Annotated in this window: 26 protein-coding genes; 9 read left to right on the top strand and 17 right to left on the bottom strand. The window is 70.5% G+C overall.

Going from position 1 to position 23,763, the window contains the following annotated elements:
- Positions 1 to 265: 265 nt before the first annotated feature.
- Positions 266 to 2,917 (top strand): magnesium-translocating P-type ATPase, encoded by a 2,652-nt coding sequence (gene mgtA, locus OG841_RS21655; protein ID WP_371570778.1) that lies wholly within the window; start codon positions 266 to 268, stop codon positions 2,915 to 2,917.
- A 5-nt stretch (positions 2,918 to 2,922) separates the two neighbouring features.
- On the opposite strand, the gene OG841_RS21650 is transcribed toward mgtA, so the two are convergent.
- Positions 2,923 to 3,153 (bottom strand): hypothetical protein, encoded by a 231-nt coding sequence (locus OG841_RS21650; RefSeq protein WP_266568723.1) that lies wholly within the window; start codon positions 3,151 to 3,153, stop codon positions 2,923 to 2,925.
- Positions 3,154 to 3,273: 120 nt separating this feature from the next.
- On the opposite strand from OG841_RS21650, the gene OG841_RS21645 reads away from it, so the two are divergent.
- The 3 genes from OG841_RS21645 to OG841_RS21635 are packed head-to-tail and all read left to right on the top strand — an operon-like array spanning position 3,274 to position 5,350.
- Entirely contained in the window at positions 3,274 to 3,600 is a 327-nt protein-coding gene (locus OG841_RS21645) for a hypothetical protein (RefSeq protein WP_371566574.1), read from the top strand.
- Positions 3,600 to 4,850, top strand: a complete 1,251-nt coding sequence (locus tag OG841_RS21640; RefSeq protein WP_328639994.1) for a putative T7SS-secreted protein — start codon at positions 3,600 to 3,602, stop codon at positions 4,848 to 4,850. The genes OG841_RS21645 and OG841_RS21640 overlap by 1 nt, the downstream gene beginning before the upstream one ends.
- A complete protein-coding gene (locus tag OG841_RS21635; protein ID WP_328639995.1) occupies positions 4,847 to 5,350 on the top strand; it encodes a hypothetical protein in 504 nt (167 codons plus the stop codon). Before OG841_RS21640 ends, OG841_RS21635 begins: the two co-directional genes overlap by 4 nt.
- A gap of 9 nt (positions 5,351 to 5,359) precedes the next feature.
- Here the strand turns inward: OG841_RS21635 and OG841_RS21630 are convergent, their stop codons facing one another.
- The 4 genes from OG841_RS21630 to OG841_RS21615 form a co-directional block, all read right to left on the bottom strand.
- Positions 5,360 to 5,632: a hypothetical protein gene (locus OG841_RS21630; protein ID WP_328639996.1), complete on the bottom strand. Its 273-nt coding sequence runs from the start codon at positions 5,630 to 5,632 to the stop codon at positions 5,360 to 5,362.
- Positions 5,633 to 5,642: 10 nt separating this feature from the next.
- The gene (locus OG841_RS21625) at positions 5,643 to 6,365 is read right to left on the bottom strand and encodes a DUF5994 family protein (protein ID WP_328639997.1); all 723 of its coding nucleotides are present in this window, start codon (positions 6,363 to 6,365) and stop codon (positions 5,643 to 5,645) included.
- Positions 6,366 to 6,404: 39 nt separating this feature from the next.
- Positions 6,405 to 6,752, bottom strand: coding sequence for a hypothetical protein (locus tag OG841_RS21620; protein ID WP_371566573.1), 348 nt, complete (start codon positions 6,750 to 6,752; stop codon positions 6,405 to 6,407).
- Positions 6,753 to 6,948: 196 nt separating this feature from the next.
- Positions 6,949 to 7,209: a hypothetical protein gene (locus OG841_RS21615; RefSeq protein ID WP_328639999.1), complete on the bottom strand. Its 261-nt coding sequence runs from the start codon at positions 7,207 to 7,209 to the stop codon at positions 6,949 to 6,951.
- Between the two features lie 329 nt (positions 7,210 to 7,538).
- On the opposite strand from OG841_RS21615, the gene OG841_RS21610 reads away from it, so the two are divergent.
- The 3 genes from OG841_RS21610 to OG841_RS21600 all read left to right on the top strand — a co-directional run bounded on the left by OG841_RS21610 (position 7,539) and on the right by OG841_RS21600 (position 11,019).
- Positions 7,539 to 8,069 (top strand): DUF5994 family protein, encoded by a 531-nt coding sequence (locus tag OG841_RS21610; RefSeq protein WP_328640000.1) that lies wholly within the window; start codon positions 7,539 to 7,541, stop codon positions 8,067 to 8,069.
- Positions 8,070 to 8,578: 509 nt separating this feature from the next.
- A complete protein-coding gene (locus OG841_RS21605) occupies positions 8,579 to 10,015 on the top strand; it encodes an MFS transporter (protein ID WP_328640001.1) in 1,437 nt (478 codons plus the stop codon).
- A gap of 143 nt (positions 10,016 to 10,158) precedes the next feature.
- Positions 10,159 to 11,019 carry a helix-turn-helix transcriptional regulator gene (locus OG841_RS21600; RefSeq protein ID WP_442759700.1) on the top strand — a complete coding sequence of 287 codons (861 nt, stop codon included), beginning with the start codon at positions 10,159 to 10,161 and terminating at the stop codon, positions 11,017 to 11,019.
- Between the two features lie 67 nt (positions 11,020 to 11,086).
- Here the strand turns inward: OG841_RS21600 and OG841_RS21595 are convergent, their stop codons facing one another.
- The 10 genes from OG841_RS21595 to OG841_RS21550 form a co-directional block, all read right to left on the bottom strand.
- Positions 11,087 to 12,034 (bottom strand): 3-oxoacyl-ACP synthase III family protein, encoded by a 948-nt coding sequence (locus tag OG841_RS21595; protein WP_328640003.1) that lies wholly within the window; start codon positions 12,032 to 12,034, stop codon positions 11,087 to 11,089.
- A gap of 22 nt (positions 12,035 to 12,056) precedes the next feature.
- A complete protein-coding gene (locus tag OG841_RS21590; RefSeq protein ID WP_328640004.1) occupies positions 12,057 to 13,037 on the bottom strand; it encodes an aldo/keto reductase in 981 nt (326 codons plus the stop codon).
- Between the two features lie 34 nt (positions 13,038 to 13,071).
- Complete coding sequence (locus OG841_RS21585; protein WP_328640005.1) at positions 13,072 to 13,632, bottom strand: carboxymuconolactone decarboxylase family protein; 561 nt, start codon at positions 13,630 to 13,632, stop codon at positions 13,072 to 13,074.
- Between the two features lie 68 nt (positions 13,633 to 13,700).
- On the bottom strand, positions 13,701 to 15,281 hold the full coding sequence (locus OG841_RS21580; protein ID WP_328640006.1) for an FAD-dependent oxidoreductase: 1,581 nt from the start codon (positions 15,279 to 15,281) through the stop codon (positions 13,701 to 13,703).
- A gap of 3 nt (positions 15,282 to 15,284) precedes the next feature.
- Positions 15,285 to 15,578, bottom strand: a complete 294-nt coding sequence (locus OG841_RS21575; protein ID WP_266515866.1) for a putative quinol monooxygenase — start codon at positions 15,576 to 15,578, stop codon at positions 15,285 to 15,287.
- Complete coding sequence (locus tag OG841_RS21570; protein ID WP_328640007.1) at positions 15,575 to 16,273, bottom strand: histidine phosphatase family protein; 699 nt, start codon at positions 16,271 to 16,273, stop codon at positions 15,575 to 15,577. The genes OG841_RS21575 and OG841_RS21570 overlap by 4 nt, the downstream gene beginning before the upstream one ends.
- Before the next feature lie 22 nt (positions 16,274 to 16,295).
- Positions 16,296 to 16,559, bottom strand: coding sequence for an acyl carrier protein (locus OG841_RS21565; RefSeq protein WP_266515861.1), 264 nt, complete (start codon positions 16,557 to 16,559; stop codon positions 16,296 to 16,298).
- Between the two features lie 54 nt (positions 16,560 to 16,613).
- A complete protein-coding gene (locus OG841_RS21560; protein WP_328640008.1) occupies positions 16,614 to 17,615 on the bottom strand; it encodes a beta-ketoacyl-ACP synthase III in 1,002 nt (333 codons plus the stop codon).
- Positions 17,612 to 18,634 (bottom strand): AvrD family protein, encoded by a 1,023-nt coding sequence (locus tag OG841_RS21555; protein WP_371566567.1) that lies wholly within the window; start codon positions 18,632 to 18,634, stop codon positions 17,612 to 17,614. Before OG841_RS21555 ends, OG841_RS21560 begins: the two co-directional genes overlap by 4 nt.
- Positions 18,631 to 19,116, bottom strand: coding sequence for a hotdog fold thioesterase (locus OG841_RS21550; RefSeq protein ID WP_328643605.1), 486 nt, complete (start codon positions 19,114 to 19,116; stop codon positions 18,631 to 18,633). The genes OG841_RS21555 and OG841_RS21550 overlap by 4 nt, the downstream gene beginning before the upstream one ends.
- A gap of 249 nt (positions 19,117 to 19,365) precedes the next feature.
- On the opposite strand from OG841_RS21550, the gene OG841_RS21545 reads away from it, so the two are divergent.
- On the top strand, positions 19,366 to 20,343 hold the full coding sequence (locus OG841_RS21545; RefSeq protein WP_365121118.1) for an aldo/keto reductase: 978 nt from the start codon (positions 19,366 to 19,368) through the stop codon (positions 20,341 to 20,343).
- Positions 20,344 to 20,553: 210 nt separating this feature from the next.
- On the opposite strand, the gene OG841_RS21540 is transcribed toward OG841_RS21545, so the two are convergent.
- Positions 20,554 to 21,240 (bottom strand): helix-turn-helix transcriptional regulator, encoded by a 687-nt coding sequence (locus OG841_RS21540; protein WP_371566565.1) that lies wholly within the window; start codon positions 21,238 to 21,240, stop codon positions 20,554 to 20,556.
- A 235-nt stretch (positions 21,241 to 21,475) separates the two neighbouring features.
- A complete protein-coding gene (locus OG841_RS21535; RefSeq protein ID WP_328640011.1) occupies positions 21,476 to 22,255 on the bottom strand; it encodes a helix-turn-helix domain-containing protein in 780 nt (259 codons plus the stop codon).
- 198 nt (positions 22,256 to 22,453) lie between these two features.
- Here OG841_RS21535 and OG841_RS21530 point away from each other — a divergent pair, with 198 nt between their 5' ends.
- On the top strand, positions 22,454 to 23,743 hold the full coding sequence (locus tag OG841_RS21530) for a beta-ketoacyl-[acyl-carrier-protein] synthase family protein (protein WP_328640012.1): 1,290 nt from the start codon (positions 22,454 to 22,456) through the stop codon (positions 23,741 to 23,743).
- The last annotated feature ends 20 nt before the right edge of the window (positions 23,744 to 23,763 follow it).

Below are 23,763 nucleotides of genomic sequence, written 5' to 3'. Positions count from 1 at the left end.
CGCGCCTGCTGCGTCGGACGGGACGGTGGCCGGGGGTGCCGCTCCGGATGGGCCGATATCCGAGGCCGACGGTTCTTCTGCGTCCGCGTCTGTTGTTCCGGGGAGCTCGAGGTCTGGGTCTGTTGATTCCGCTGCGCTGTCCGAGCGTGCTGGGGCGGCCTCTGGGCCGCCGTCCGGCTCTGTTGGTCACGCTGGGCCGGCGCCTGCTGGCGGTGGCCGGTCGTCGCCTGGGACTGCTGGTTCTACTGGGCGGGCGGGTGTTCTCCTGCGCGCTCTCCCTTCCCTGGTCGGCGCGGACGGGGACGGCGGCGGCCCGGCCAACCCCCGTTCCGGCCCCGCCGCTCCCGCAGCCGGCCTGCTCGAAGTCTTCCGGCGGCTCGACACCGGCCCGCGAGGGCTGACCGAGGCGCAGGCGGAGGAGCGGTTGACGCGGTTCGGGGAGAACACGATTCCGGACGCCCGGGACCCCTCCTGGCCCCGCCTGTTCGCCCGCAGTGTGCGTGACCCGTTCACCGCGGTGCTGCTCTGTCTGGGACTGGTGTCGGCCGCCGTCTTCGCCTGGGGCACAGCCGCGGTGATCCTCTTGCTGGTCGGCGTGAGCTGCGTCCTGCGCGCCTCGGGCGAACACCGGGCCGCCCGCTCCACGGCAGGACTCCGCCGCCTGGTGGCGACCACCGTCACGGTCCAGCGTCGGGTGCACGACGGCACGGCCCCGGTCACCCGCGAGATCCCGGTCACCCGCGAGATCCCGGTCACCCGCGAGATCCCGGTCGAGGAACTCGTCCCCGGCGACGTCGTGCGGCTCGGCCCCGGCGACCTGATCCCCGCGGACGTACGACTGCTGCGGTCGACCGGGCTCACGGTCCACCAGGCCGCCCTCACCGGAGAGTCCGCGCCGGTGGAGAAGTCCGCGATCGAGGACCCGGAGGACGACGGCGTCTTCCAGGACCCCCGGCTCTGCTTCCAAGGCGGCAGCGTCGCGTCCGGCAGCGCCACCGCCGTGGTCACCGCGACCGGCGGCGACACCCGTTTCGCCGCCGCTCACCGCCGTACCGGAAAACCCCCGGCGACCGCCTTCGAGCGCTCCGTCCAGGGCGTCTCCTGGATCCTGATCCGCTTCGCCCTGCTGACCCCGCCCCTGGTGCTCATGGCCAACGCCGCCCTCCGCGGCCGCGGCCTGGAGACGCTCCCCTTCGCCGTCGCCGTGGCGGTCGGTCTGACCCCGGAGATGCTGCCGGTCCTGGTCACCGCCTGCCTGGCCCGTGGCGCCGCGCTCCTCGCCCGTACCCACGGCGTCATCGTGCGACGGCTCCCCGCCCTGCACGACATCGGCGCCATGGACGTCCTGTGCGTGGACAAGACCGGCACCCTCACCCAGGACCACCCGGTCGTCCACCGCGCGCTGGACGCCGAGGGCCACGACGACCCCGAGGTGCTGCGCCGGGCGGTGGCCGCCGCCTGGTGGTCGCTCCAGCTCGCCGACCTCCCGGCCCCCGACGGCCTGGACGAGGCCCTGCTCGCGGCCGCCGACGAGGACGCCCTCATGTCGTACGACGGCGTCATGGCCCTCCCCTTCGACCCGGCCCGCCGCGTGGCCACCGTGATCGTCCGCACCCCCGGCCGGCTCGGCACGCACACCCAGATCACCAAGGGCGCCGTGGAAGCCGTACTGCAACGCTGTGCCCTGTCCGACGACGAGCGCTCCCGCCTGCGCGACCTCGCCGACACGCACGCCGCGGACGGGCTGCGCGTCCTCGCGGTCGCCACCACCGCACTCCCCGCCGGAGCCCGCCCCCATGAACGCGGCCTCACCTTCCGCGGCCTGGTCACCCTCCGGGACGACCTCGCCCCCACCGCCGCCGAGGCCCTCGCCGGGCTCGCCGCACGGGGCGTCACCGTCAAGGTCCTCACCGGGGACCACCCGGGCACCGCGGTCCGGGCCTGCCGTGATCTGGGGGTCCCGGTGGCCGGTGTCCTCACCGCCGACCGCCTCGACACCCTCACCGACCCCGAACTGACCGAACTGGCCCGCCGTACGACCGTCTTCGCCCGCTGCACCCCCGAGCACAAGACCCGGATCACCCGAGCCCTCCAGGCCGGCGGCCACACGGTCGGCTTCCTCGGCGACGGCGTCAACGACCTGCCCGCCCTGCGCACTGCCGACGTCGGCATCGCCCCACGCGACGCGGCCGGGGTGAGCAGGGAAGACGCGGACCTGGTCCTCGCCGAGAAGGACCTCACCGCGATCGGCCACGCGGTCGCCGCCGGCCGTCACGCGGGCGGCAACATCGCCACGTATCTGCGCATCACGCTCTCCTCCAACCTCGGCAACGTGATCGCGATGCTCTCCGCGGGCCTCCTCCTGCCCTTCCTGCCGATGCTCCCGGCCCAGGTCCTCGTCCAGAACCTCTGCTTCGACGCGGCCCAACTGGCCTTCGCCCACGACCGTCCCGCCCCGTCCGCCCTGCTCCGGCCGAGCGTCCTGGACCCCCGGGCGCTGCTCCGGTTCATCGTCGGATTCGGCGCGCTGAACGCGGTGGCGGACCTGGCGACCTTCGGTGTCCTGGCGTTCGCGCTGCGGGGCCCGGGCGACGACGAGGCGCTGTTCCACTCGGGCTGGTTCACGGAGAACCTGCTGACGCAGGCCGTGGTGATGGTCCTGCTGTCACTCGGTTCGATCGGTGCACTCGGCAGGCGCCGTCGGCGGCCCGGCCCGGTGACCTGGTCCGCCGCCGGACTGGCCGGAATCGGCCTGATCCTGCCCGCGTCCCCCCTGGGCGCGGCCCTGGGGCTGAGCGCACTGCCCGGCGTGTACTACGGCCTCCTCGCCGCCGTCCTCGCCCTGTACGGGGCAGGCCTTCTGGCGGCGCGGACACGCCACGAGCGCCGCTCCGCAGTTGCGCGACCCGAGAACTGACCGGGTCAGGGGCAGGCGATGTCGAACCCGTACCGCAGAGGTTCGTCCGTCACCCCGTGGTCGAGCCGGTAGACGTAGACCCCCTCCACCCGCACTCCGGGCGGCGCGCCGTCGGCCCGGCAGGGATACGTCACCTGCACCACCCGCGGCCGATCGGCAACCTTGACCCGCATGCCGTCCGCCGGACCGCCATCGAGAACGGCGACTTCCCACCCGGTCACGTCGGCCGTCTCCACTGTCTCCGTTGCGTCCACGCCGACAGTTTAAAGCTTGCGCAATCATCCGATCCGTGCCCTCTTTGCGCCACGGTGCCCGTTGCTACCCTCCAAGCACTGAGCAGGGAGAGGGTGTTGAGCATGACGGACGGGTTCTCCGTGGACCTCGACGCGCTCCGCAAGGCCGCATCCGGGATCAGCACCACCCTGGACGCCATGGCCACCAAGAAGGTGAGCGACATCGACGCTCCCAGGGAGGCCTTCGGACACGACGCGCTGGCCTCGGCGGTCGTCGACTTCTGCGACCGGTGGAACATCGGCGTCTCCCACCTGGCCACCGACGGCGCAGAGGTCTCCGACCGGCTGAACCACTGCGTCCAGAGCTACGAGGCGGCCGAGAAGCACATCCAGCTCTCGGCCGAGGGCATTCTGAAATCCTCCTCCGGAACCGACCCGGGGGCGTCCTGATGGCGGCCGGGCTCGGAGAGACCTCGGACCCCCGCGCGCTCGTCCCCGGCGCACCGGACGCCCTGACCCCGACCGCACAGTCCCTGCTCGCCTACGGTGACGTCCTCATCGAGGCCGGCGAAGGACTCGCGAAGATCGACACCGAGAACGGCTGGAGCGGCGACGCCGGCGACGCCTTCCGTGACCGTTTCCACGGTCAGCCGACCCGATGGGTCGAGGCCGGCAACAACTTCCACGCCGCCGCGAACGCCCTCTACGACTACATCGCCGCCCTGCGCGCGGGCCAGCAGCGTGCGGGCGAGGCCATCACGCAGTACGCGCGCGGGCAGTCGGCCACCGCGACCGCCAAGAACGCCCACGACCAACAGGTCAACGAGGCGCGCGGCAAGGGGGACACCACCGAGATCCCCTTCGACGATCCCGGCGAGGCCGACCGTGCCGCCGCCCGCGGGACTCTCGACACAGCTCGCGGAAATGTGGACAGCGCCGGGCACACCGCGGCCGCGCTGGTGAAGAAGGCCACGGAGGCCGCCCCCGAGCGCCCGGGATTCTGGTCCAAGGTCGGCGACTTCTTCGGCGATGTGGGGGAGGACCTGCTGGACGGCGGCAAGACCGTCGTCAACGACCTCGCCTCCTTCGGAAACGCCATGGTCCAGCATCCGGGCGACAGCGCGGCGATGCTCGGCGGCATGCTCCTGGCCGGGGTCAGCGCCGGCGGTGAAGGGCTCGGCGTGGCCCTGGACGCCACGGGCGTCGGGGCGGTCGCCGGCGTACCGCTCAACGTCGTCTCCGCCGCCGGGATCGCCACGGGCGTCGGCCTGGCGGGCGCCGGCGCGGTGGACCTGGCGCAGCACGCCACGAACGACTCCAAGGTCGAACCCCTCCGGATGAACAGCGAGGGATCGGGAACCGGTGGTTCCACCCAGCAGCCGGCCTCCGACCTGATCAAGAACGGCCAGCAGTACAAGGGCACCGGCGGTCGCGCCGGGAACAACCTGCCGGTGGAGAACGGTCCCAAGGACGGAACCCTCTACAAGACCGACCCGCAGACCGGAAAAGTCACCAACTACACGACGTACGACTCCGAGGGCCGCGCGGTCAAGCGCGTGGACCTGGAGGGCCGTCCGCACGGCGGGGTGGACACACCGCACGTCGTAGAGTACGTGCGTAACACCAACCCGAAGACCGGCGAGGTCTTCGTGCGCCCATCGAACGACGTGCGCGCCGCGTTCCCCTGGGAGATCCCGTGAGCAGCAGCAGGCCGTCGTGGTCCGACCGGAAGCTGCCGGTGTTCTTCACCCGGTGGCGCGCGGACTGGAAGGACGAGGAACTCACCCCGGCCAACTACCTCGACTTCGAGGGCGGCCTGCGCTTCGTCCTGGCCGCGGCCTGGCTGTTCTGCCCCGAGACGGTCGAGTACCGGGGCTGCGTGTTCCTCAAGGACCGCTTCGGCCAGGACAACATCGACAACTGGTTCACGACGCTGGACGGCGACCGGGAACGCATCGAGGCGGTGGCCAACCACATCGAACTCTGGGCCCTGTTCGGCAACACCCCCCTCACGGACGACGACCACCTCGGCGAAGAACTCCCGCAACTCGCCCTGGCCCTGGGGGAGTCCTGGCAGGGTGTCCTCTCCACGCGCTATCCCGACCGCGAGATCACGGTCGAGGTGAGCGACGAGGAGGACGGCGCCTACGGGCCGACGGTGACGTTCTGGACGTCTCCGTCGAAGTCGGTGTTCGGCTAGCGCAGCCGGTCACTTGTCGTGAGCAGTACGGCCGCGGTGGCGACGCGGCGGGAAGCGGCCACGCCCCCCGTCGCGGTGGTCCCGCCGTTCGCCGGCGCTCGGCGACCCGGACCCAGGTTCCACCGGGGGCCGCGGCGTGCCGCGTCCGCTGCGGCGGGGCAGCGGGCTGCTGTACCGGTGCACGGCGATTCTGTCCGCGTGCTCGATGTTGAGCCGGTGGATCACGTAGGCCGCAGCCGCGATGAGGACGATGAAGGCGGTGACCGTCAGGAAGGCGTTCATGGCGGCCGCCTCACAGACCGACGATCAAGGGGCTGGGCTGAACGGCCTGACCGGCCTGACCGTTTCGACCGGGCTGTCGCGGGACGGCCGGGAACACGGCGGGGGCGCCGCCTTCGTACTCCCATGCCTCGTCCGGGGCCAGTGGCTCCTCGGTCGCGGCGACGCCGTGCCGGCCCTCGTCCGCGGCGATGAGCGCGCTTGCCGTCAGGGGCGGGCCGTCGTGGTCCGACGCGGCAGCCATCAGCCGGGCCGCCGACTCCGCCCCGGTCTCCGGCGGGATGATCAACAGGTCCCAGCGGCCGGTGCCGTAGGAGAGCAGCAGCAGCTTGTGCGGGTCGATTTCCGGGGTGAACCAGCCGACCCGGACGACATGCCCGTCCACGGGAACCCGGCGGGGGATGACCGGCCAGTACTTCGGGTTGACGGCGACACGCGTGATGCGCCCCCAAGAGGGATCCAACGCGTCGGTCAGAGCGGGTAGTTCACTCAGCAGATCCCGGGAGCGGGGCCACCAGGCACCGTCCAGGAGCCCTCGCGATGCGCCGTCGGTCTTCAGGGCGAGACGCGCGGCCGGGGCTGCGACCGGCTCGGGGTGCGGCAGGGTGGAGTGCAAGGTCGCCGACATGATGCGGACCCGTCTCCGGGCCGCCTCTGCGGCGGCCCGGGTTTCATCTCTCGCCGAGAACGACCCGGCGTGAAAGCCGGTGTGCGGCATGCCCTCGGTACCCTCCACACTACTCCGCGCCCCGCCGCGACGCGGAGCAGCGGCCGCCTAGAGGTGGAGCAGTCGCTGGGTGATCTCCCGATACTGCCTCAGCGCGTGCCGGAGTTCGTCGGACTGCGTGTCGGGGTCCTGCTCGTGCCAGCCGGCGCGCAGGACGCGCCGCCGTTCCGCGAGGGCGTTCACCAGCTGGGCGGTGGCTTCGTCGAAGGCACTCTCGGCCTCTTCCAGCGCCTCGAGCGGGGTGTCGGCGAATGTGTTGAGGGCGTGCCCGAGGCGTACGGCGATCGTGTCCCGTTCGGCCGACGGGAGCAGTGGCTCCGGCCCCGCGGCGCGGCCTTCGGCGCGGCCCCGGGGTTGGCCCGCGGGCTGCTGGGCGCGTGTCTGGTCGTACATCATCGGGGGCCGCTTCCGTTCCGCCTGAAGGTGTCCTTGGTCCTCCGGACAGCCTGTTCCAGGCTTCCGGAGACTTCCGTGATCCCGCTCGTCGTCTGCGCCTGGTCTCTGATGGTCCGTGAAACGGTCATGGCAGGCCTCACTGTCGGAGTTCGCCTCACGGTAGTGCCGCTGCTCGTGCAGCGTCAGGGGCATCTCCTCACATGTCGTCCGTCTGTGGGTGATCGTCCCGGGAGGACTGGCTCGTCAGCAGCCAGGAGCGCACCGGCTCCGCCATGCGCGTGGTGTCCACGGTGAGCTGGAGACGTGTTCCGCCGTCAGCGCCCGCGGGGTAGCTGCGCGCTTCGGTGGTGGCGAAACACCCGCGGAGAATCTCCGCGACCTGACGAGCCGCCTCAGGATCCGCGGCGACGATACGAACGTCTGCGTGCCCGGCCGACGGCAGTTCCGGTGACTTCATGGGGACCCCTTGCAGCGCTGTGGGCCGGGTTCGCGGTGACGTGGATGATCCGTCCAGGAGACCTGGAACCGGTGTTGTCGCTCGCCGGGAAGGACACCGACGTGTCGGCCGGTATGCGGAGTGCTCCCGGTTCGTTTCACTCTAGCCGCTCGGCGGCCCCGGGAGCCGGGCCGTGCTCGTGAGCAGGCCTTTTACCGAGCGACCGGGAGCCCGGCGCCGTCGGCAGCCTGGCCGGTGCGTGCCGCACGACTTACCGTGAGAGGACGACCGAGAGGACGAGGTCCCGCGTTCGGTGGCGACACCGAATCCCGCAGACAGGCGGACACACCATGACCGAATCCGACCACTCGCGCGCGCCCGGGCACCTGCCGGACGCGATCCACCGGGCCGCGAAACCCGGGACGGTTCTTCTGCGGCTGGAGACGACGCCATCCCGGGAAGGCAATCTCGACGGCGCGTGGTGGCCGCGTTCCCGCGACATCGGCGCGGAGCTGCCGGACCTCATCCACGTGCTGACCGGACACCTCGGCCCCATCACGCGCGTCGGCCTGGACGCCACGGCATGGGACGGTCTTCCCACGCGCCTGGTCATCGACGACCGGGTGGTCCATATCGACTCCTTCCCGGTCGGTGACAACACCGTCCTGATCACTCGGGGAGACCAGGACCACTTCTCCCTCCTCCTGGTCCCACCGCACACGACACCCGATGCCGCCCATGCAGCCATGGCCAGAGCCGTGCGAGCCGACAACGTCTCCCCTGCCGCGCAGATCCTCATCGACACCGGCACCCATCAGACACACCCGATTCCCGCGAAGGCCCCTCGGACGGGCGAGGAACGCCACGAGCCCCAGGAATGAGGGCCCGTGGGGCTGTCTTTGGTCTCGGCTCCGGCCCATGGTCTCCCTCATGGGGGGGGCGTTCAGAGCGGAGAGTTCTTTCAGATCGTTCGCGATCATGACCTGGGCGAGGCGCCCTGCGACGGCGACCACGTCCTGCCAGGAGAGTGCCTGTGAATACTCCGCGTCGGTACCGCCAGGCGCCTCGGCTCCAGCGGCGTTGAGCGCGACACCCCACTCACGCATTCGCCATGACGCGGGCCTCTTCACTCACGAAACCGAGCGTAGCGATCCGACGTCACCGAGGCGTCGGTGGCTTGGCCGGGTGGCAGCTGACTGGGACGGAGGCGTTCGGTCAGGGTCTAACCGGAAGGCCGCGGCACCCAACTCGGCACCTCCCACCGGCGTGGACGCCCCCTGGCCAGGCTTCCGGCGCCGCGGGTGAGGGTGACACTGCCAGTGACAGTCTCCCCAGGAGTGCTGTCAAGGGGGATCTGGCTGGTGTGGGCCGTGCACCGGAGTCTGGGAGCATGACTACCGCTGATACCACCGCGACGGCTACCGCCGCGCAGCCAACCGCCGTACACATGAACGGACGCCAGGTCGCCGCTCTGGTCGTGCTGCTGGCGTCGCAGTTCATGATGGCCGCCGACTTCTCCGTGTTGAACGTGGCGCTGCCGGAGGTCGGCACGTCCCTCGGGTTCTCCACGGGGAGCCTGCAGTGGATCACCACGACGTTCGCACTGTGCGCCGCCGGATGCACGCTGGTGTTCGGACGTGTCGGTGACTACGTGGGACGGCGGCGCATCTTCACCGCCGGGATGGTCGTCCTGGCAGTCTCTTCGCTGATCGGCGGCGTCGCGGACTCGGCCGCGATGCTGCTGATCGCCCGTACCCTCCAGGGCCTGGCCACCGCCGCCGTCACGCCCGCCGCGCTCGCCCTGCTCACCACCACCTTCACCGAGCCCGGCCTGCGCACCCGCGCGCTCGGCCTCAACAGCGTGATGATGAGCTCCGGCTTCAGCGTCGGTGCGATCCTCGGCGGTGTCCTCACGGACGTGTTCTCCTGGCGCTGGGCCTTCTTCATCAACATCCCCGTGGCCATCGCGGCCATCGTCGTCGTGCCGATCGTCGTCGACGAGAGCCGCGCCGAACAGCGCAGCCGGATCGATCTGCCCGGCGCGGTGCTGATCACCCTGGGCCTGTTCGCCGGGATCTACGGCGTCACCCGCGTCGGCGAGGACGGTCTCGACCTGGTGGCGGGCGTCACCCTCGTCGCCTCCGCCGCCCTGCTCGCCGCCTTCTGGGCGGTGGAGAGCCGTACCGCCGACGCCCTGGTCCCGGTGAAGATCCTGAAGAAGCCCGACATCGCCTTCGGCAACGTCGCCGCCCTGTTCATCTTCGGCGGCGAGACCGCGCTGATCTTCTTCACCGGCCTGTACGTCCAGAACGTGCTCGGCCTGTCGTCCCTGGTCGCCGGTCTGGTGCTGCTCGGCATCGGTGTGGGCCAGATCATCGCCGGCACCGTCGGTCCGCGCATCCTCCAGCGGGTCTCGCCGCGCACGATGCTCGGGGTCTCCCTCTTCCTCCAGGGCGCGTTCATGCTGCCGGCGCTGTGGGCGACCTCGGACTCGTACTGGCTGGTCCCGCTGATCGTCACCCAGTTCGTGAACGCCTTCTTCTCCATGCTGGCAGCCCTGTGCTTCATGGTCATCGCCACCTCGTCCGTCGACGCCGATGCCCAGGGCATGGCGACCGGTATGGCCACCCAGAGCCAGCAGGTCGGTATCGCCATCGGCATTCCGTTGATCAGCGCGGTCTTCGCCGCCGTCATCGGCCAGGGCACCGTGACCGCGGCCGAGGAACTCACCGGCATCCACACGGCGATCGGTGTGGCCGGCTTCTCCCAGGTCGCGGTCGGTCTCCTGCTGTGGCTGGTGCTGCGCCGCAAGGTGGCACAGAAGTAGGCCCCGACGGCACGCAGCACCAGCACCAAGGGCCGGTACGGCCGGGAGGGCGGCGCGACGTCGCCCTCCCGGCCGTTGTGGCACCGGTCACCGCGGGCCGAGGCGCCATTGCCCCTGCCGTACGGGACTTCATAATGAGAAGGGTGGACCAGATAGTGAACACGGACCTGGGCAGCTACCTGCGACAGATGCGCGAGCGCGTCCGGCCCGAGCAGATGGGCCTGCGGACCAGCGGCTCACGCCGGGTCCCGGGGCTGCGCCGCGAGGAGGTGGCCGCGCTCGCCGGGGTGAGTCAGACGTACTACACGCGTCTCGAGCAGTCCCAGACCGCGCACGCATCCCCGCAGGTTCTGCTCTCCATCGCCCGCGCCCTGGATCTGGGCGCCGACGAGCGGGACTACCTGCTCAAGATCGGTACACCGGTGCAGGATCCGCACCAGTCGGCGCCCCAGGACGACCAGCTCAGCGCCAGCACGAAGATGCTGATGGCCTCGCTCGGCAACGTGGCGGCGGCCGTGTTGAACTACCGCTGCGACATCCTGGCCTGGAACTCGCTGTACCACCGGCTGTTCGCCCCGCACCTCGATGTCGACGTCCCCGACGACGCCGAACGGCGGCCCAACATCATCAAGATGAACTTCCTCGACGACAACGTCCAGTCGCTGTACGCGGACTGGGCGGCGGAGTCCGAGTCGAACGTGACGTATCTGCGGTTCATCTCCGGGAACCACCGTCACGATCCTCGGCTGGCCGAACTGATCGGTGAACTGACCATCCAGAGCGAGGAGTTCGCGGCACTCTGGTGCCGTCAGCGGGTGTCCAACTGCATCGAGGGGACGAAGCTCTTCGACCATCCGGTCGTCGGTGAGCTGGAGTTGATGTACCAGTCCGCTGATCTTCAGGACGGCAACATCCTGAAGTTCTACCACGCGGAACCCGACTCCCCGCACGAGGCCGCACTGCAGCTCCTCACGGTGGATCTGGACTCCGTGCACCATCGCTGAGCGGCACGGACACGATGAACGCCCCCGGTCCTCGAAGACCGGGGGCGTTCTCGTGGCCGCACGCGAGCTACGTCCGCCGGATCGCCGTCACTCCCCACGTGAAGCCCGACCCGGCCGTCGCCACGACCACGAGGTCGCCGGAGGAGATCCGGCCGTCCCGCTCCAGCTCCTCCAGGGCGAGGAACGGGTCAGCGCCGCCCAGGTGTCCGTCGAGTTCGTACTGGAAGACGCTGCGGGAGGGATCCACGCCCAGTTCCGTCAGGTACGTGCGGTGGGTGTCCTGGTTGCCGTGAGTGACCAGGAAGTACGCCACGTCGGCCACCTCCCGGCCGGCCTGGGCCAGAACCCGGTGGGTCAGCGTGGTGAAGTTGTCGATGAAGGCGGTGCCGAGCCCGTCGAGCTTCTCGCCCCGCTCGACCTTGATCTCGCCGTCCTTGATCTCGCCGTAGTACGAGTCCACCCACTGCGGGTCGGTGTGGTGGGCCGAGCCGAGCACCTCGTACTTGGCGTCGGCCGAGACCAGCACCGCGGCCGCGCCGTCGGCGAAGTTGAACAGCTCGATGTACCCGGTGCCGTACTCGACCAGCTCGCTCAGCCGGTCCGCGATGATCACCAGGGCGTACTTGTGCGTGCCCGCGCGCACCTGGTCGTCCGCGAGCTTCACGGCCACCATGCCCGCGTTGCAGAAGTTGGAGACCTCGTAGCAGTGTGCCTGCCCGATCCCCAGCTCCAGCGCGATCTTGGCGGCGGGCGACCAGAAGGGCGTACCCCACTCGCTGGAGCCCGCGTAGAGAACGAGTCCGATGTCGTCGAGCGGTACCGGGTTCCTGAGCAGGAGCCGGGCCGCGGCGTCGCGGCCCAGGCCCCAGGAGGTCTCTCCCTCCGCGAGCACCGAGAACTTCCCCGACGGCAGGATCTGTCCGAGCTTCTCGGCGCTGTACCCGGACTCCTGGCTGACCTCGGTGACGCTCTTCTTCCCGCTCGGCATCGCCAGAGCGAAGTCGGCTATTCCCACTGTTCCTCCACCTGCCTGTCGGTCAGACGTATTCCACGACGGCGTGCGGCACATAGGGCGCCTCAAGCCGGGCCATTTCGTCGTCGTCGAGCACCACGTCCAGGGCCGCCACCGCGTCCTCGAGGTGGTGGTTCCTGGTCGCGCCGACGACGGGCGCGGTGACGGCCGGCTGCCGCAGCAGCCAGGCGAGGGCCACCTGGGCCATGGGGATGCCCCGGGCTGCGGCGATCTCGGCGACCACCCGGGCGACCGCTCGGTCGGCCCGCTCGGTCGGGCCGTAGAAGCGCTCCTGGATCGGGTCGCCCGCGGTGCGCGTCGACTCCGTGTCCCAGTCGCGGGCGAGCCTGCCGCGGGCCAGCGGGCTCCACGGGGTGACGCCGATGCCCTCCGCGAGGCAGTACGGCAACATCTCCCGCTCTTCCTCGCGGTTGATCAGGTTGTAGTGGTTCTGCATGCTGACGAACCGTGTCCACCCGTGCAGGTCGGCGACGTACTGCGCCTTCACGAACTGCCACGTGTGCATGGACGAGGCACCGATATAGCGGATCTTGCCCGCGCGCACCACGTCATGCAGTGCCTCCATCGTCTCCTCGACAGGTGTCTCGTAGTCCCAGCGGTGGACGATGTAGAGGTCGATGTAGTCGGTGTCCAGCCGACGCAGGCTTGCGTCGACCTCGCGCAGGATCGCCGCCCTGGACAGGCCCCCGGACAGCGGGTTGTCGGTGAGCTTCTCGTACACCTTGGTGGCGATGACGACGTTCTCGCGCCGGGTCAGCTTGCGCACCGCGCGGCCCAGGAACTCCTCGCTGGTGCCGAGGGAATAGATGTTCGCGGTGTCGAAGAAGGTCACGCCGAGGTCGAGAGCCTGGGCGAGGAACGGGAGGCTCTCCTCCTCCGGCAGCGACCAGGGGTGGGTGCCGAGCCCGGGCTCGCCGTAGCTCATGCAGCCCAGCGCCAGCCGGGACACCTTCAGGCCGGACGAGCCCAGCCGCACGTACTGCAAGGTTCTTCCTCTCGGGTCGGGCGGTGGGCGCGGGTCAGCTCTTGACCTCGTCCTGGACCTCGGTCAGCCGGCCCCAGGAGGCGATGCCCTCGTCGAGCGGGATGTCCAGGCTGGCCAGGTACATGGCGGTCATGGCGCTGTGACCGGCGAGGTGGGTGATCTCGGCGATCTCGTTCTGCGAGTAATGCTCGCGCAGCGCCCAGAACGCCTCGTCGCTCGCCTTGTGATCGACCATGCAGTCGGTGACATAGCGGACCAGGGCGGCACGGGCGGGCGGCAGTTCGTCGTACAGGGCGTCCTCGATCGCCTTGATCTCGGTGTCCTCCAGGCCGGCCTTCTTCGCGAGCGGGTAGTGCAGCAGGCGCTCGAACTCGCTGTCGCGCAGCTTGGCCACGCGCAGCACGACCACCTCGCGGTCCAGCAGGCTCAGCAGGCCGACGGTGAAGGTGCCGCCGAGCGCGAGATGGGCGGCGGCAGAGTTCTTGGTCAGCAGCAGCGAGCGGGTCAGGTTGGACTGGAACTTCTCGTACACGGCGAGCTGTTCGGGCGTCATGTCGGCGACGTCGGTGAGGGCGACGCGGGCGGTGGTGGTCATGGCAGGGCTCCTTCTGTTGCGGAAACGGGGTGCTTCGGAAAGGACAGGAGTCGGAGAGGAAGGGGGCGTCAGGAGGGCAGTACGGCGAGTTCCGGCGCCTTCGCGGGCTCGGGCCGCACATTCCGGGCCAGGGCCTGTCCGACGGCCTGTACGGCGGTCGCGTGGGCGCGGTCGTCGAGCGGCACCAGGGCGTCGAGGTGACCGTCGGGCCGTACGACCAGGGCGTGCGCCTCGCGAGGCAGCTTGGTCAGCAGGGGGCCGGGCGGGCGGCCGCCCAGATCGGTGACGGCCGCCGCGGGCACCTCTGCGCCCAGCTCCTCGACGAGCGCGGCCCAGCGCTCGTACCGGTACTGCACACCGGGCCAGAGCAGCACGGTGTATCGGTCCACGGCGAGGACGGGGGCGGTGCTCGACTCCCGCCAGCCGAGCGGCAGCCGCTCGCCCGGCACCAAGGAACGCCGCTTCGGGCGGGGACCGTAGTGGGTGTCGAGCTGGGCGAGCCGGGGCGCGAGCAGCTTCTCCAGTGCCTGGGTGCGGGTGCCCAGCCGGTAGACGGCGTCCCGGGCGACGGTCTGCCGCCGGGTGGGGTAGAGCCCGATCCTGGCCAGGCGGGTGGAGAGCGCGGAGACCTGGTCGACGGCGGGCCTGCGCTCGACGTCGTAACTGTCCAGCAGTTCGGGGCGGTAGGCGCCGCCCACCACGCCGGCCAGTTTCCAGCCCAGGTTGACCGCGTCCTGGATTCCGGTGTTCAGGCCCTGGGCTCCGGACGGGCTCATCGCGTGCGCCGCGTCGCCGGTGAGGAAGACCCGGCCGCTGCTGTAGGTGGTCGCCGAGCGGACGTGCGCGGTGAAGACACCGCTGAACTTCATCTCGCCGAGCCGGCGGGCCCCGGGGACGCGTTCGGCGAGCAGTTTCTCGAAGAAGGCCCGGTCGGGGGTGTCGCCCGTGTAGTCGTCGGGCACGCTCGCGCCGACCCGGAAGATCCCGTCGCCCAGCGGAGCCAGGACCATGTTCCCGGTGCGGGTCAGGTAGTACGCCGCCTCGCTGCTGGTGGTCTCGCCCAGGATCTCGGCGTCCGTGATGGCCAGCCGGGTGCGCAGGGTCCGGCCCGTGAACCGGAAACCGAACACCTCGCGGACGACGCTGTTGTAGCCGTCGGCGCCGACGACGTAGTCGTACGTACGGGTCTGCGCCGTGCCGTCGGGCAGCCGGAGCGTGCACTCCACGCCGTCCGGGTGCCGGCTGCCGTCGACGAACGTGGTGTCGTAGTCGATGGTGCCGCCGAGGGCGGTCAGGTGCTCTTCGAGGATCGCCTCGGTGCGCCACTGCGGGATGGTGATCGCGAAGGGATAGCCGACGCCCCGCAGTCGGTCGAACCGGATCAGGCCGATCATTTTCTTGTTCGAGTAGTAGTTCATCTGGTCGAAGTAGTGACCGCTGTCGACCAGTTTCCGGCCCACGCCCACGCGGTCGAGCAGTTCCAGGACGCGGGGCCACAGGATCGTGGCGCGGGAGTGCGGGCTCTGCCTGCGGAGCTTGGAGATGACGTCGGCCCGGACCCCGTGCGCCAGCAGTTCACTGGCGAGGACCATCCCGACGGGACCGGCGCCGACGACGAGGACGCGCGGCCGCTGCGTGTCGTGTGTCATCGCTCAGGCGTCGAGGGGACGCAGGCGGTGGACGTACGGCGCCCGGAGATACGCGCCGTCGACCTTTGTGAGGAAGTCGGCGACGTACTCCTGCTTCATGTGCAGGTCGATGGCCGTCTGGTCGGCCCAGTCCTCGACCAGCACGACCACGTTCTCGTGCTCCTCGGACAGGCAGGCGTCGAACCGCAGGGCTCCCTCCTCCTGCCGGGTCGCGGCACACAACTCCCGGAAAGCGGCGGTGACCTGCTCCATCCGGTCCGGTACGACGTCGAAGAGGACGGTGATCTCGATGCTCATGTACGGGTCTCTTCCTTGGTGATGAGTTCGTCGAGGCCGACGAAGGGAAGGGCGTGCACGGGGGCGGAGGCGCTCTCGCACTCGTGCGGCGCGACGTTCCACCGGCGCAGTGCGGCAGCCGGGTGCCCCTCGGGCATGCGCCCGGTGTCGAGACAGACGGCGGCGCAGGTGCCGACCAGGACCCTGGGCGCCTCCACGGCGGAGGCCAGGGCCCGGGTGAGCAGGTTCAGCACTCCGCCGTGGGTGACGACGAGGACGGGCAGCCGGGGTGAAACCCCCTGGTCGGCTTCCACGATGGTGCGCAGGGCCGTGGCGAAGCGGGAGAGCGCCGCGTGGCCGGTCTCGCCGCCGGCTGGGGCGTAGGCGGGGTCGGTGAGCAGCCGCCGCATGGTGCGCGGGTGCTGCCGGGCGAACTCCGCGCGGTCCTGGCCGTCGAGGGCACCCAGATGCCGCTCGCGCAGTCCGTCGAGGCGCAGGTGGGGCACACCGAGCCGGCCCGCGCAGTACGCGGCGGTCCGGGCGGCCCGGGACAGCGGCGAAGAGTACACCGCGGCCCAGGCGCCCGGACGCAGCGAGCGGGCGACCTGCTGCGCCTGCCGTACGCCCGTCTCGTTCAGCGGGATGTCGGCCTGTGCCTGGAACCGGTCCGCGGTGTTGCGGTCTGTCTCTCCGTGGCGGAGCAGCACGAGACGCATGACGGTGGCCAGTGCCGTGCGCTCAGGCCGCGGTCGGCCCGGCGACCGCCGGAGCGCCGAGGGACTCGACCACACGGGCGGCCTCGTCGACGGTCTGCTGAGCGGTCAGTACGCCCTCCTCGATGGAGACGCCGAGCCGCTTCTCCAGGATCAGCGACATCTCCAGCAGGGCCAGGGAGTCCACCGCCAGGTCCTCGAAGACGGTGCCCTGGGACACGTCCTCCGCCGGTATCTCGAACTTGCCGGTGAGAATGTCGATGATCATCGTGGTCACGGAACCGGTCATGGGTCACCTCAACTGTTCATGGAGAGAAGGGCTTTGATGGTGGAAGGGGCTGGTTCAGCCGACCGGCAGATCCGGCCAGGTCAGCGTGGCCGAGCCCCAGGTCGCGCCGCCGCCGAAGGCGGTCAGCAGCACTCGGTCGCCCGCCGTCAGCGTGCCGTCGGTCATGGCGTCGGCGAGGGCGAGCGGGATGGAGGCGGCGGAGGTGTTGCCGACGCGCTCGATGTTCAGCACCGCCCGCTCGGGCGGCAGGCCGAGCTGGTCGGCGACGGCGTGGAGGATGCGCGTGTTCGCCTGATGGCCCACCAGCCGGTCCACGTCGGCGAGCTCCCAGCCCGTGCGGGCCAGCACCGTGCGCGAGGACTCCGCCATGCGGCGCACGGCCGCGAAGAACACGGACTTCCCGTCCATCCGGAAGTACCGGTCCTCGGGTCGCGGCTGCCCGCCCCGGGACCGCTCCTCGCTGCCGCCACCGCGCACCGTGATCAGGTCGGCCATCGAGCCGTCGCTGCCGAGGTGCACGTCCAGCACCGCACCGGGCTCGCCGCGCTCGCCGGCCCGCAGCAGCACCGCGCCCGCGCCGTCGCCGAAGATGACGGAGGTGGTGCGGTCGGCGGGGTCCAGGATCGTGCTGAAGGACTCGGCGCCGATGACCAGGACCCGCTCGGCGAATCCCGCGGTCACGGCGGCCGAGCCGGCCTGGAGACCGTAGACGAAACCGGAGCACACGGCTGCCACGTCGTACGCCGGTACGTCGGTCAGACCCATGCGGGCGGCGACGGCCGGGGCGGTCGCCGGGCAGGGGCGGTCGGGTGTGGTGGTGGCGACGATCACCAGGTCGGCGCCGTCCGCATCCGCGTTCTTCAACGCCCGCAGACCGGCCTCGACGGCCAGGTCGCCGGTGGTCGTGCCCGCGTCGACGACATGACGCCGCGCGATTCCGGTCCGGGTGCGGATCCAGTTGTCGGAGGTGTCGAGACGCTGGGCGAGTTCGTCGTTGGTCACCACGCGCGGAGGCACGTAACCGCCCACGCCGGCGAGTACCGCTGCCCGGCTCATGCCACCGCCGTCCCTTCCGGGAGCCGGTGCGCCAGCGCGGACCGCACATGGAGGCCGGCGAGTTCGGCGACGACGTCCAGTGTGCGCCAGGTGTCGCCGCCCATGCGCAGCAGACCGGGATCGTCCAGCCGGGTGCTCACCGGGATTCCTTCGGCGGGCCGGTCCGGGCGGGAGGCGGTGAGCGTGGTCTGTCGCATCCAAAGGGTGTCGCTGTCCTGGCGGCGCATGCCGTCGAGGTCGTACAGCATGATCTGGGCCAGCTGAAGGGCCGTCACGAAGGCGTCGATCACCGACGCCGACGGCTGGTGCGCGCCCTCCAGCCCGGCGGTGGGCACGGGTGCCCCGTCCTCCTGGGCGACGGTCAGGGTGGCGACGGCGCTCAGGGTCCGGTGGTCCACCTCCACGTCACGGACGTACTGCCGCCGGGAGGTGAAGCCGACGCCGAAGTAACGGTTCGCCGCGGGACCGAGAAGTGCGTCCAGGCCGGGGTGCGTGCGCTCCTCGGGCACGGGGCGGGCGGGCGCGGGGGCGTGCGCGTGCTCGACTTCACAGCGCAGGCGCATGGTGCCGACGGCGCAGTCCACCACGGACACCGCCCTGGAGGAGTCCTGGGGCACCGGGTCGGTGCGGCGCAGCGTCGCCTCGGCCGGAAGCCGGCCGAGATCCTCCTGCGGGTTGGCGCCGGCCGTTATCCGCACCTTGCGCAGCCAGGCGTCCCGTAGGTCCGCTCCGGTATCGCTCAGGCATGCCTCGGCCAGTTGGGCGGCGATGACGATCCCGTCGACGGTGCTGAAGTGCGGGCGCAGATCGGTGCCCGCCGCCTTCTTCGACCAGTCGGCCGAGTAGTGGACGCCCACCGAGGAACGCACCAGGAGGGTGCCGGCCGCGGTGCGGGCGAGGTGGGTGGCGCCGATGTCGTAGCCGACCCGGCGGAAGCCGCGGCCGAAGAAGCGCTGCTCGGCGGGGCCCAGGTGGTCGTCGACGGACGCCAGCACGGTCCGCGCTGAACTCGTGGTCATCGGTGCTCCGATCGTCGGGTGTCTGCCGGTGAGGTCTGCCGGGCGGATGCCGTACGCGTGCCGGGGCGCCCGCGGCCACCACCGCGCCGGATGGCGCACGTGAGCCGGGCCGTGCAGGTCCGGTGTCCCGAGTCGTCGGTGACGACGATCTCGTACGAGGCCACGGACAGCCGCTCGTTGAGGGGCCGGCACACTCCGGTGACGGTCCCCGAGGAGACCCAGCGGTGGTGGGTGCAGGACAGGTCGACGCCCACCGCGTTGCCGCCGGGGCCCGCGTACAGGAAGGCGGCGACGGAACCGAGGGTCTCGGCGAGCACCGCGTTGGCGCCGCCGTGCAGAATTCCCACCGGCTGACGGTTTCCAGAAACGGGCATGGTGCCCACCACAAGTCCCGGTTCACAGGTGACGATTTCAATACCCATGCACCGGGTTAATTGCTCTTTCTCGAATGATCCGTCGACCTGCATGGGCCCGAGCATCATGTTCGGCATTACAGTCTCCGTCTGTTTTCGCGGCACCGCACCGGCGGGCCGATACGAGTCAAACACGGGGACCCGATGACCGAAAGGCTCATGGCCTGTTGCTGCCATGACGGCCACACCCTTCCCCGAATTCGGAAACCTTGTTCATCGGCAGTAACCTGCCAGAAACCTGAGAATGATTCGGTGCGCACGCCCGACTGTGCTTGGGTGTAAGTGAAGTTGACGGAACAGGAAGGGAGCGTGGTCGCAGTGCAGCGCGTTTCGCTCGGCGGGCTCGACGTGTCACGCATAGGCCTGGGTGCCATGACGATGTCCGACTACTACACGGGAGCGGGCAGCGACGAGGAGGAGGCGGTACGCACCGTGCGGCGGGCGCTCGACCTCGGCGTCGACTTCCTCGACACCGCCGAGATCTACGGTCCGTTCGTGAATGAGGAGCTCCTCGGCCGGGCGGTCGCCGGGCGGCGTGACGAGGTCGTCATCGCCACGAAGTTCGGTCTCGTCTCGCACGACGGTGCGGGGCCCAACGTGATCGACAGCTCACCGGCCAATGTGCGCAAGGCGGTCGAGGGTTCCCTCAGGCGGCTGGGTACGGACCGCATCGACCTCTGCTACCAGCACCGCGTCGACCCGAACACGCCGATCGAGGACACGGTGGGCGCGCTGGCAGAGCTGGTGCGGGAGGGGAAGGTACGGCACATCGGGCTCTCCGAGGCCGGCGTGGACACGATCAGGCGCGCGCACGCGGTCCACCCGGTGTCCGCCGTGCAGACCGAGTACTCGCTGTGGTCCCGGGAGCCCGCCGAATCGCTTCTGCCGGTCTTCCGTGAACTGGGCATCGGGCTGGTCGCCTACTCTCCGCTCGGCCGCGGGTTCCTCACCGGGGCGATCCGCTCCACCAGGGAGCTCGACCCGGGTGACTTCCGGCTGACCACACCCCGGTTCGCCGAGGGGAACTTCGAGCGGAACCTGCGGATGGTCGACGAGGTGGAGGCCGTCGCGGCGGTGGCGGGTGCCACGCCCGCCCAGGTGGCGCTGGCCTGGCTGTTGGCGCAGGGAGACGACATCGTCCCGATTCCCGGTACCAAGCGGGTGACCCGCGTCGAGGAGAACGCCGCCGCGGACGCCGTCACCCTGACCCCGGACCAGCTCGCCCAACTCGACGCCCTGACCCCGCCGACCGGAGAACGGTACGCGGACGGGGACTTGGCGCGGACGGGACTGTAGGCGCGGGACTCCGCGGCTCGGTCACGGCGCTGAGGCAGCAGTCGGTCGGGCGGCGGGTTGCTCCGTCCAGTCCAAGTCGGTCCGTTGCCGACGGGTCGGTCCGCTGCCGGCGGATGCCTCCGGCTCGGCCCGAGCCTGTCCTCGGCGGCAGGCGCTTCCCGCCGGTCCGAAGCGGTCCCGTGCCGGCGGGCCGCCTCCGATCGGCCGGTGTCAGATCCACTGCCGACGGACCGCCTCGGCTCCCGCCTGGAAGCGGCTCTGGGCGCCCAACTTGGCCATCACTCCCGCGACGGTCCGGCGGATCGTACGTACCGAAAGGCCGGTCCGCCGGGAGATGCCCTCGTCGGTCAGCCCCGCGGTGAGGAGCACCAGCGCCTCCCGCTCCCGCTCGTTCAGCACGTCCCGCTCCGCCCCGGCCGGCGCCCCGGGTGGCGGGGCGGAGCGCGCCCAGACCTGGTCGAAGAGTGCCTGGTACGCCCCCACCAGCACGCGCCCCCGCAGCAGCGTCGCCGAGGAATCGCCCAGCCCGGGATCCGGCGGCACGATCGCGAGGTCCCGGTCGGCGACGGCCATCCACACCGGCAGGTGCGGCAGCGCCCGCATCCGCGCACCTGCCGCGGCGATCCGCCGGGTGTCGTCGGCGTAGGCGGGATCCCGGCTGTCGTCCCTGAGGTGCAGGACGCGCACCTGCGCTCCGCGGCCCGCGAGTTCGGCGCTCAGCCGCACCGCCTGCTCCCTGACATGGCGGTCGTAGGGCCGGCGGGGCAGTGCGAGGCGTAACTCCCGCACCCTGTGGCCGCGCAGGGTGCCCAGCAGATCCGCCAACGCGTCGGAGTCGGTCAGCGGCTGCAGTGTCGTCCGGGCGGTGTCCGTGCCGCGCAGCACGTGGTTTTCCATGGCGCCACTCCCGTCGCGTGACCGATATTCGGATCTCGCGCAAGTCTTGGCCGCATGTAACACGAATGTATCCTCCCCCGTACTTAAGGGCATCGCCGACGAAGACCGCCGTGCCCGGCTGCTTGTGCTGGTCTCGGGCCGAGATTGCAGGCGTGCTGAAGGCTTGTCAAGCGGTAAAAACTTGCCGCTTCTCAGCAAAGGCTTTCTGTGTAGAGTGACCTCGGGGAGCTCGCCATTACGTCGGCATCAGTGCCACCAAGCGGGCCCCTGGGCGGTAAGCGGGGAGGAGGACTTGGGCGGTGACAACCAACTCGGTCTGCGAAACATGGGGGAGTGTGAGGCGGAACCGGCCGCCCTGCCGAAACGCGATGATGCGTGGTCCGGTATCCCACAGCTCCTGGCACGCAGGATCGCGTAATACGCTGGTCAGCGATTGTTTGAGCGTCGGATCGTCCGGACGCCGGACCAGTGCGAACCTCAATTGGGCGAGGTACAGCGAAGCCTGTTGCTTCCAATCCACTATTTGTTCACGTGATTGCGGATTCTCCAGCACCCAGCGCAGGAGATTGGCTCTCGGCTCCCGTACCCAGGGAAACCACTCGGCCATGAGCGTGTTGTACGCCATCACGTTCCACGCGTGGTCGATGAGGTAGGCGGGGAAAACCGTTTGCGCATCGACGAACTCCTTCAAGCGGGCGAGTCTGCCGTCGTCGTGCTGCGTCTGGTCCTCGTCCGTGACTTCGGTCAACCGGTACCAGTACAGAGCCGTACGTTCGTCCGGGCCGAGGGCGAGGGCATCGGCGAGACGCGTGAGGGTGTCCAGGGTGAGCGGGACCTGAGCCCCGCTCTCCAGAGCGCGGTACCAGCGCTCACTGACGCCCATGCGATAGGCGACTTCCTTCTGCGGCAGGGTCTTCGCGCGGCCGAGCTTCGCGCCGGCCTCCGCGCGCCAGGCGCGCAGTAGCGCCGGAAGATCGGCGAATTCCAGTTGGAATTCCGTCGGTTCGGAATTCACGGGTCCAGGTATGTCCGGTACGCCAGATTCCGTCATGTATGCCCCCGTTCATGTTGCTCAAGTCGGAGCCAACGTCAGGCGGAGCGTCATCGGCTCCGAGCGACGTGAGCGCGCTTGAAGTCTCGCCCCTGCACGGGCGTTCAACCGTCCTCGAGAACACGACAGAGAAGACAACCAAGTGAAGGGAAGTCTCTTGCCATGGGGAACATCACCTGCGCGCGAATACCGAGTGGCCGACGTGTGGTCGTTACCGGTCTCGGCGCGATCACCCCGCTGGGACGCGGCACCGACACCCTCTGGGAGGGGCTGACCGCGGGCCGGTGCGGTATCCGTCCGCTGGACGCACCTGCCTTCGCCGACCATCCGATCCGCATCGGGGGCACCGTTCCCGACGACCCCGCGAAGCTCCTGCCCAAGCCGCAGGCGCGGCGCATGAACCGGGCCGCCCAGTTCGCCCTGCTGGCGGCCCGCGAAGCCTGGCAGGATGCCGGGTTCGCCCCGAGCGGCACCCAGGACAGCGGTCTGGACCCCGACCGGGTCGGGGTCAGCCTCGGCACCATCATCGGCGGCGCCTCGGTGCTCGTCGACGGGGACAGGCGGCTGCGGGACAAGGGCGTGCGGTGCGTCCCACCGCTCACCGCGCCCATGACGGTCCCCTCCCAGGCGGCCTCACAGGTCTCGCTCGACCTGCATGTCACCGGGGAGGCCCGCACCGTGGTCAGTGCCTGTGCGTCCGGCACCGAGGCCATCGGGCAGGCCATCGACCGCATCCGGTACGGCCATGTGGACCTCGCGCTCGCCGGCGGAGCGGAGGCCGCCGTGACGCCCGAGGTCATGGCCGCGTTCAGCGCGATGCGCGCCCTGTCGGCCCGCAACGACGAACCCGGGGCCGCGTCCCGCCCGTTCGCCAAGGACCGGGAGGGCTTCGTCAACGGTGAGGGGGCGGGCGTGCTGGTGCTGGAGTCGGAGGAGCACGCGCTGGCCCGGGGCGCCCGGATCTACTGCGAGGCCGCGGGCTGGGGTCTGTCGGCCGACGCGTACCACCTGGCCGCGCCGGATCCGACCGGCCGCGGAATCGCGGCCGCGGTGCGGCGGGCGGTCACCAACGCGGGCGCCGAAGTCACCGACGTGGCGCACATCAACGCGCACGCCACGGCGACCGTGGAGGGCGACCTGGCGGAGGCGGCCGCGCTGCGCACCGTCTTCGGCATCGAGGACGGCGTCGTACCGGTTCCGGTCACGGCACTCAAGGGGAACCTGGGGCACCTGCAGGGAGCGGCGGGCGGAGTGGAGGCGGTGGCGACGGTCCTCACCCTGCATCACGCGGTGATTCCGCCGACCATCAGCTGCGACGACCTCGACGACGCGATCCCGCTCGATGTGGTCAGGAACGTCGCCCGCCCCCTGCCCGAACACGGCGACCTGGCCCTGAGCAACTCCTTCGGCTTCGGTGGCCACAACGCGGTGTTGGCGCTGCGCCGCCGCTGAGCTCCGATTCCGCATCCTGG

The organism is Streptomyces canus, from assembly GCF_041435015.1.
Lineage (GTDB): Bacteria > Actinomycetota > Actinomycetes > Streptomycetales > Streptomycetaceae > Streptomyces > Streptomyces canus_G.
The sequence above is the reverse complement of the archived record's forward strand: the minus strand, read 5'-3'. Positions and strand labels throughout refer to the sequence as shown.

Bases quoted from the DNA above. Each gene is read 5' to 3' on its own strand.
- OG841_RS21615 (WP_328639999.1), bottom strand. From the start codon at position 7,209: ATGAAGTCACCGGAACTGCCGTCGGCCGGGCACGCAGACGTTCGTATC.
- OG841_RS21630 (WP_328639996.1), bottom strand. From the start codon at position 5,632: ATGAACGCCTTCCTGACGGTCACCGCCTTCATCGTCCTCATCGCGGCT.
- OG841_RS21530 (WP_328640012.1), top strand. From the start codon at position 22,454: ATGGGGAACATCACCTGCGCGCGAATACCGAGTGGCCGACGTGTGGTC.
- OG841_RS21555 (WP_371566567.1), bottom strand. From the start codon at position 18,634: ATGACCACGAGTTCAGCGCGGACCGTGCTGGCGTCCGTCGACGACCAC.
- OG841_RS21640 (WP_328639994.1), top strand. From the start codon at position 3,600: ATGGCGGCCGGGCTCGGAGAGACCTCGGACCCCCGCGCGCTCGTCCCC.
- OG841_RS21610 (WP_328640000.1), top strand. From the start codon at position 7,539: ATGACCGAATCCGACCACTCGCGCGCGCCCGGGCACCTGCCGGACGCG.
- OG841_RS21645 (WP_371566574.1), top strand. From the start codon at position 3,274: ATGACGGACGGGTTCTCCGTGGACCTCGACGCGCTCCGCAAGGCCGCA.
- OG841_RS21605 (WP_328640001.1), top strand. From the start codon at position 8,579: ATGACTACCGCTGATACCACCGCGACGGCTACCGCCGCGCAGCCAACC.
- OG841_RS21565 (WP_266515861.1), bottom strand. From the start codon at position 16,559: ATGACCGGTTCCGTGACCACGATGATCATCGACATTCTCACCGGCAAG.
- OG841_RS21620 (WP_371566573.1), bottom strand. From the start codon at position 6,752: ATGATGTACGACCAGACACGCGCCCAGCAGCCCGCGGGCCAACCCCGG.
- OG841_RS21550 (WP_328643605.1), bottom strand. From the start codon at position 19,116: ATGATGCTCGGGCCCATGCAGGTCGACGGATCATTCGAGAAAGAGCAA.
- OG841_RS21575 (WP_266515866.1), bottom strand. From the start codon at position 15,578: ATGAGCATCGAGATCACCGTCCTCTTCGACGTCGTACCGGACCGGATG.
- OG841_RS21585 (WP_328640005.1), bottom strand. From the start codon at position 13,632: ATGACCACCACCGCCCGCGTCGCCCTCACCGACGTCGCCGACATGACG.
- OG841_RS21570 (WP_328640007.1), bottom strand. From the start codon at position 16,273: ATGCGTCTCGTGCTGCTCCGCCACGGAGAGACAGACCGCAACACCGCG.
- OG841_RS21540 (WP_371566565.1), bottom strand. From the start codon at position 21,240: ATGGAAAACCACGTGCTGCGCGGCACGGACACCGCCCGGACGACACTG.
- OG841_RS21580 (WP_328640006.1), bottom strand. From the start codon at position 15,281: ATGACACACGACACGCAGCGGCCGCGCGTCCTCGTCGTCGGCGCCGGT.
- OG841_RS21560 (WP_328640008.1), bottom strand. From the start codon at position 17,615: ATGAGCCGGGCAGCGGTACTCGCCGGCGTGGGCGGTTACGTGCCTCCG.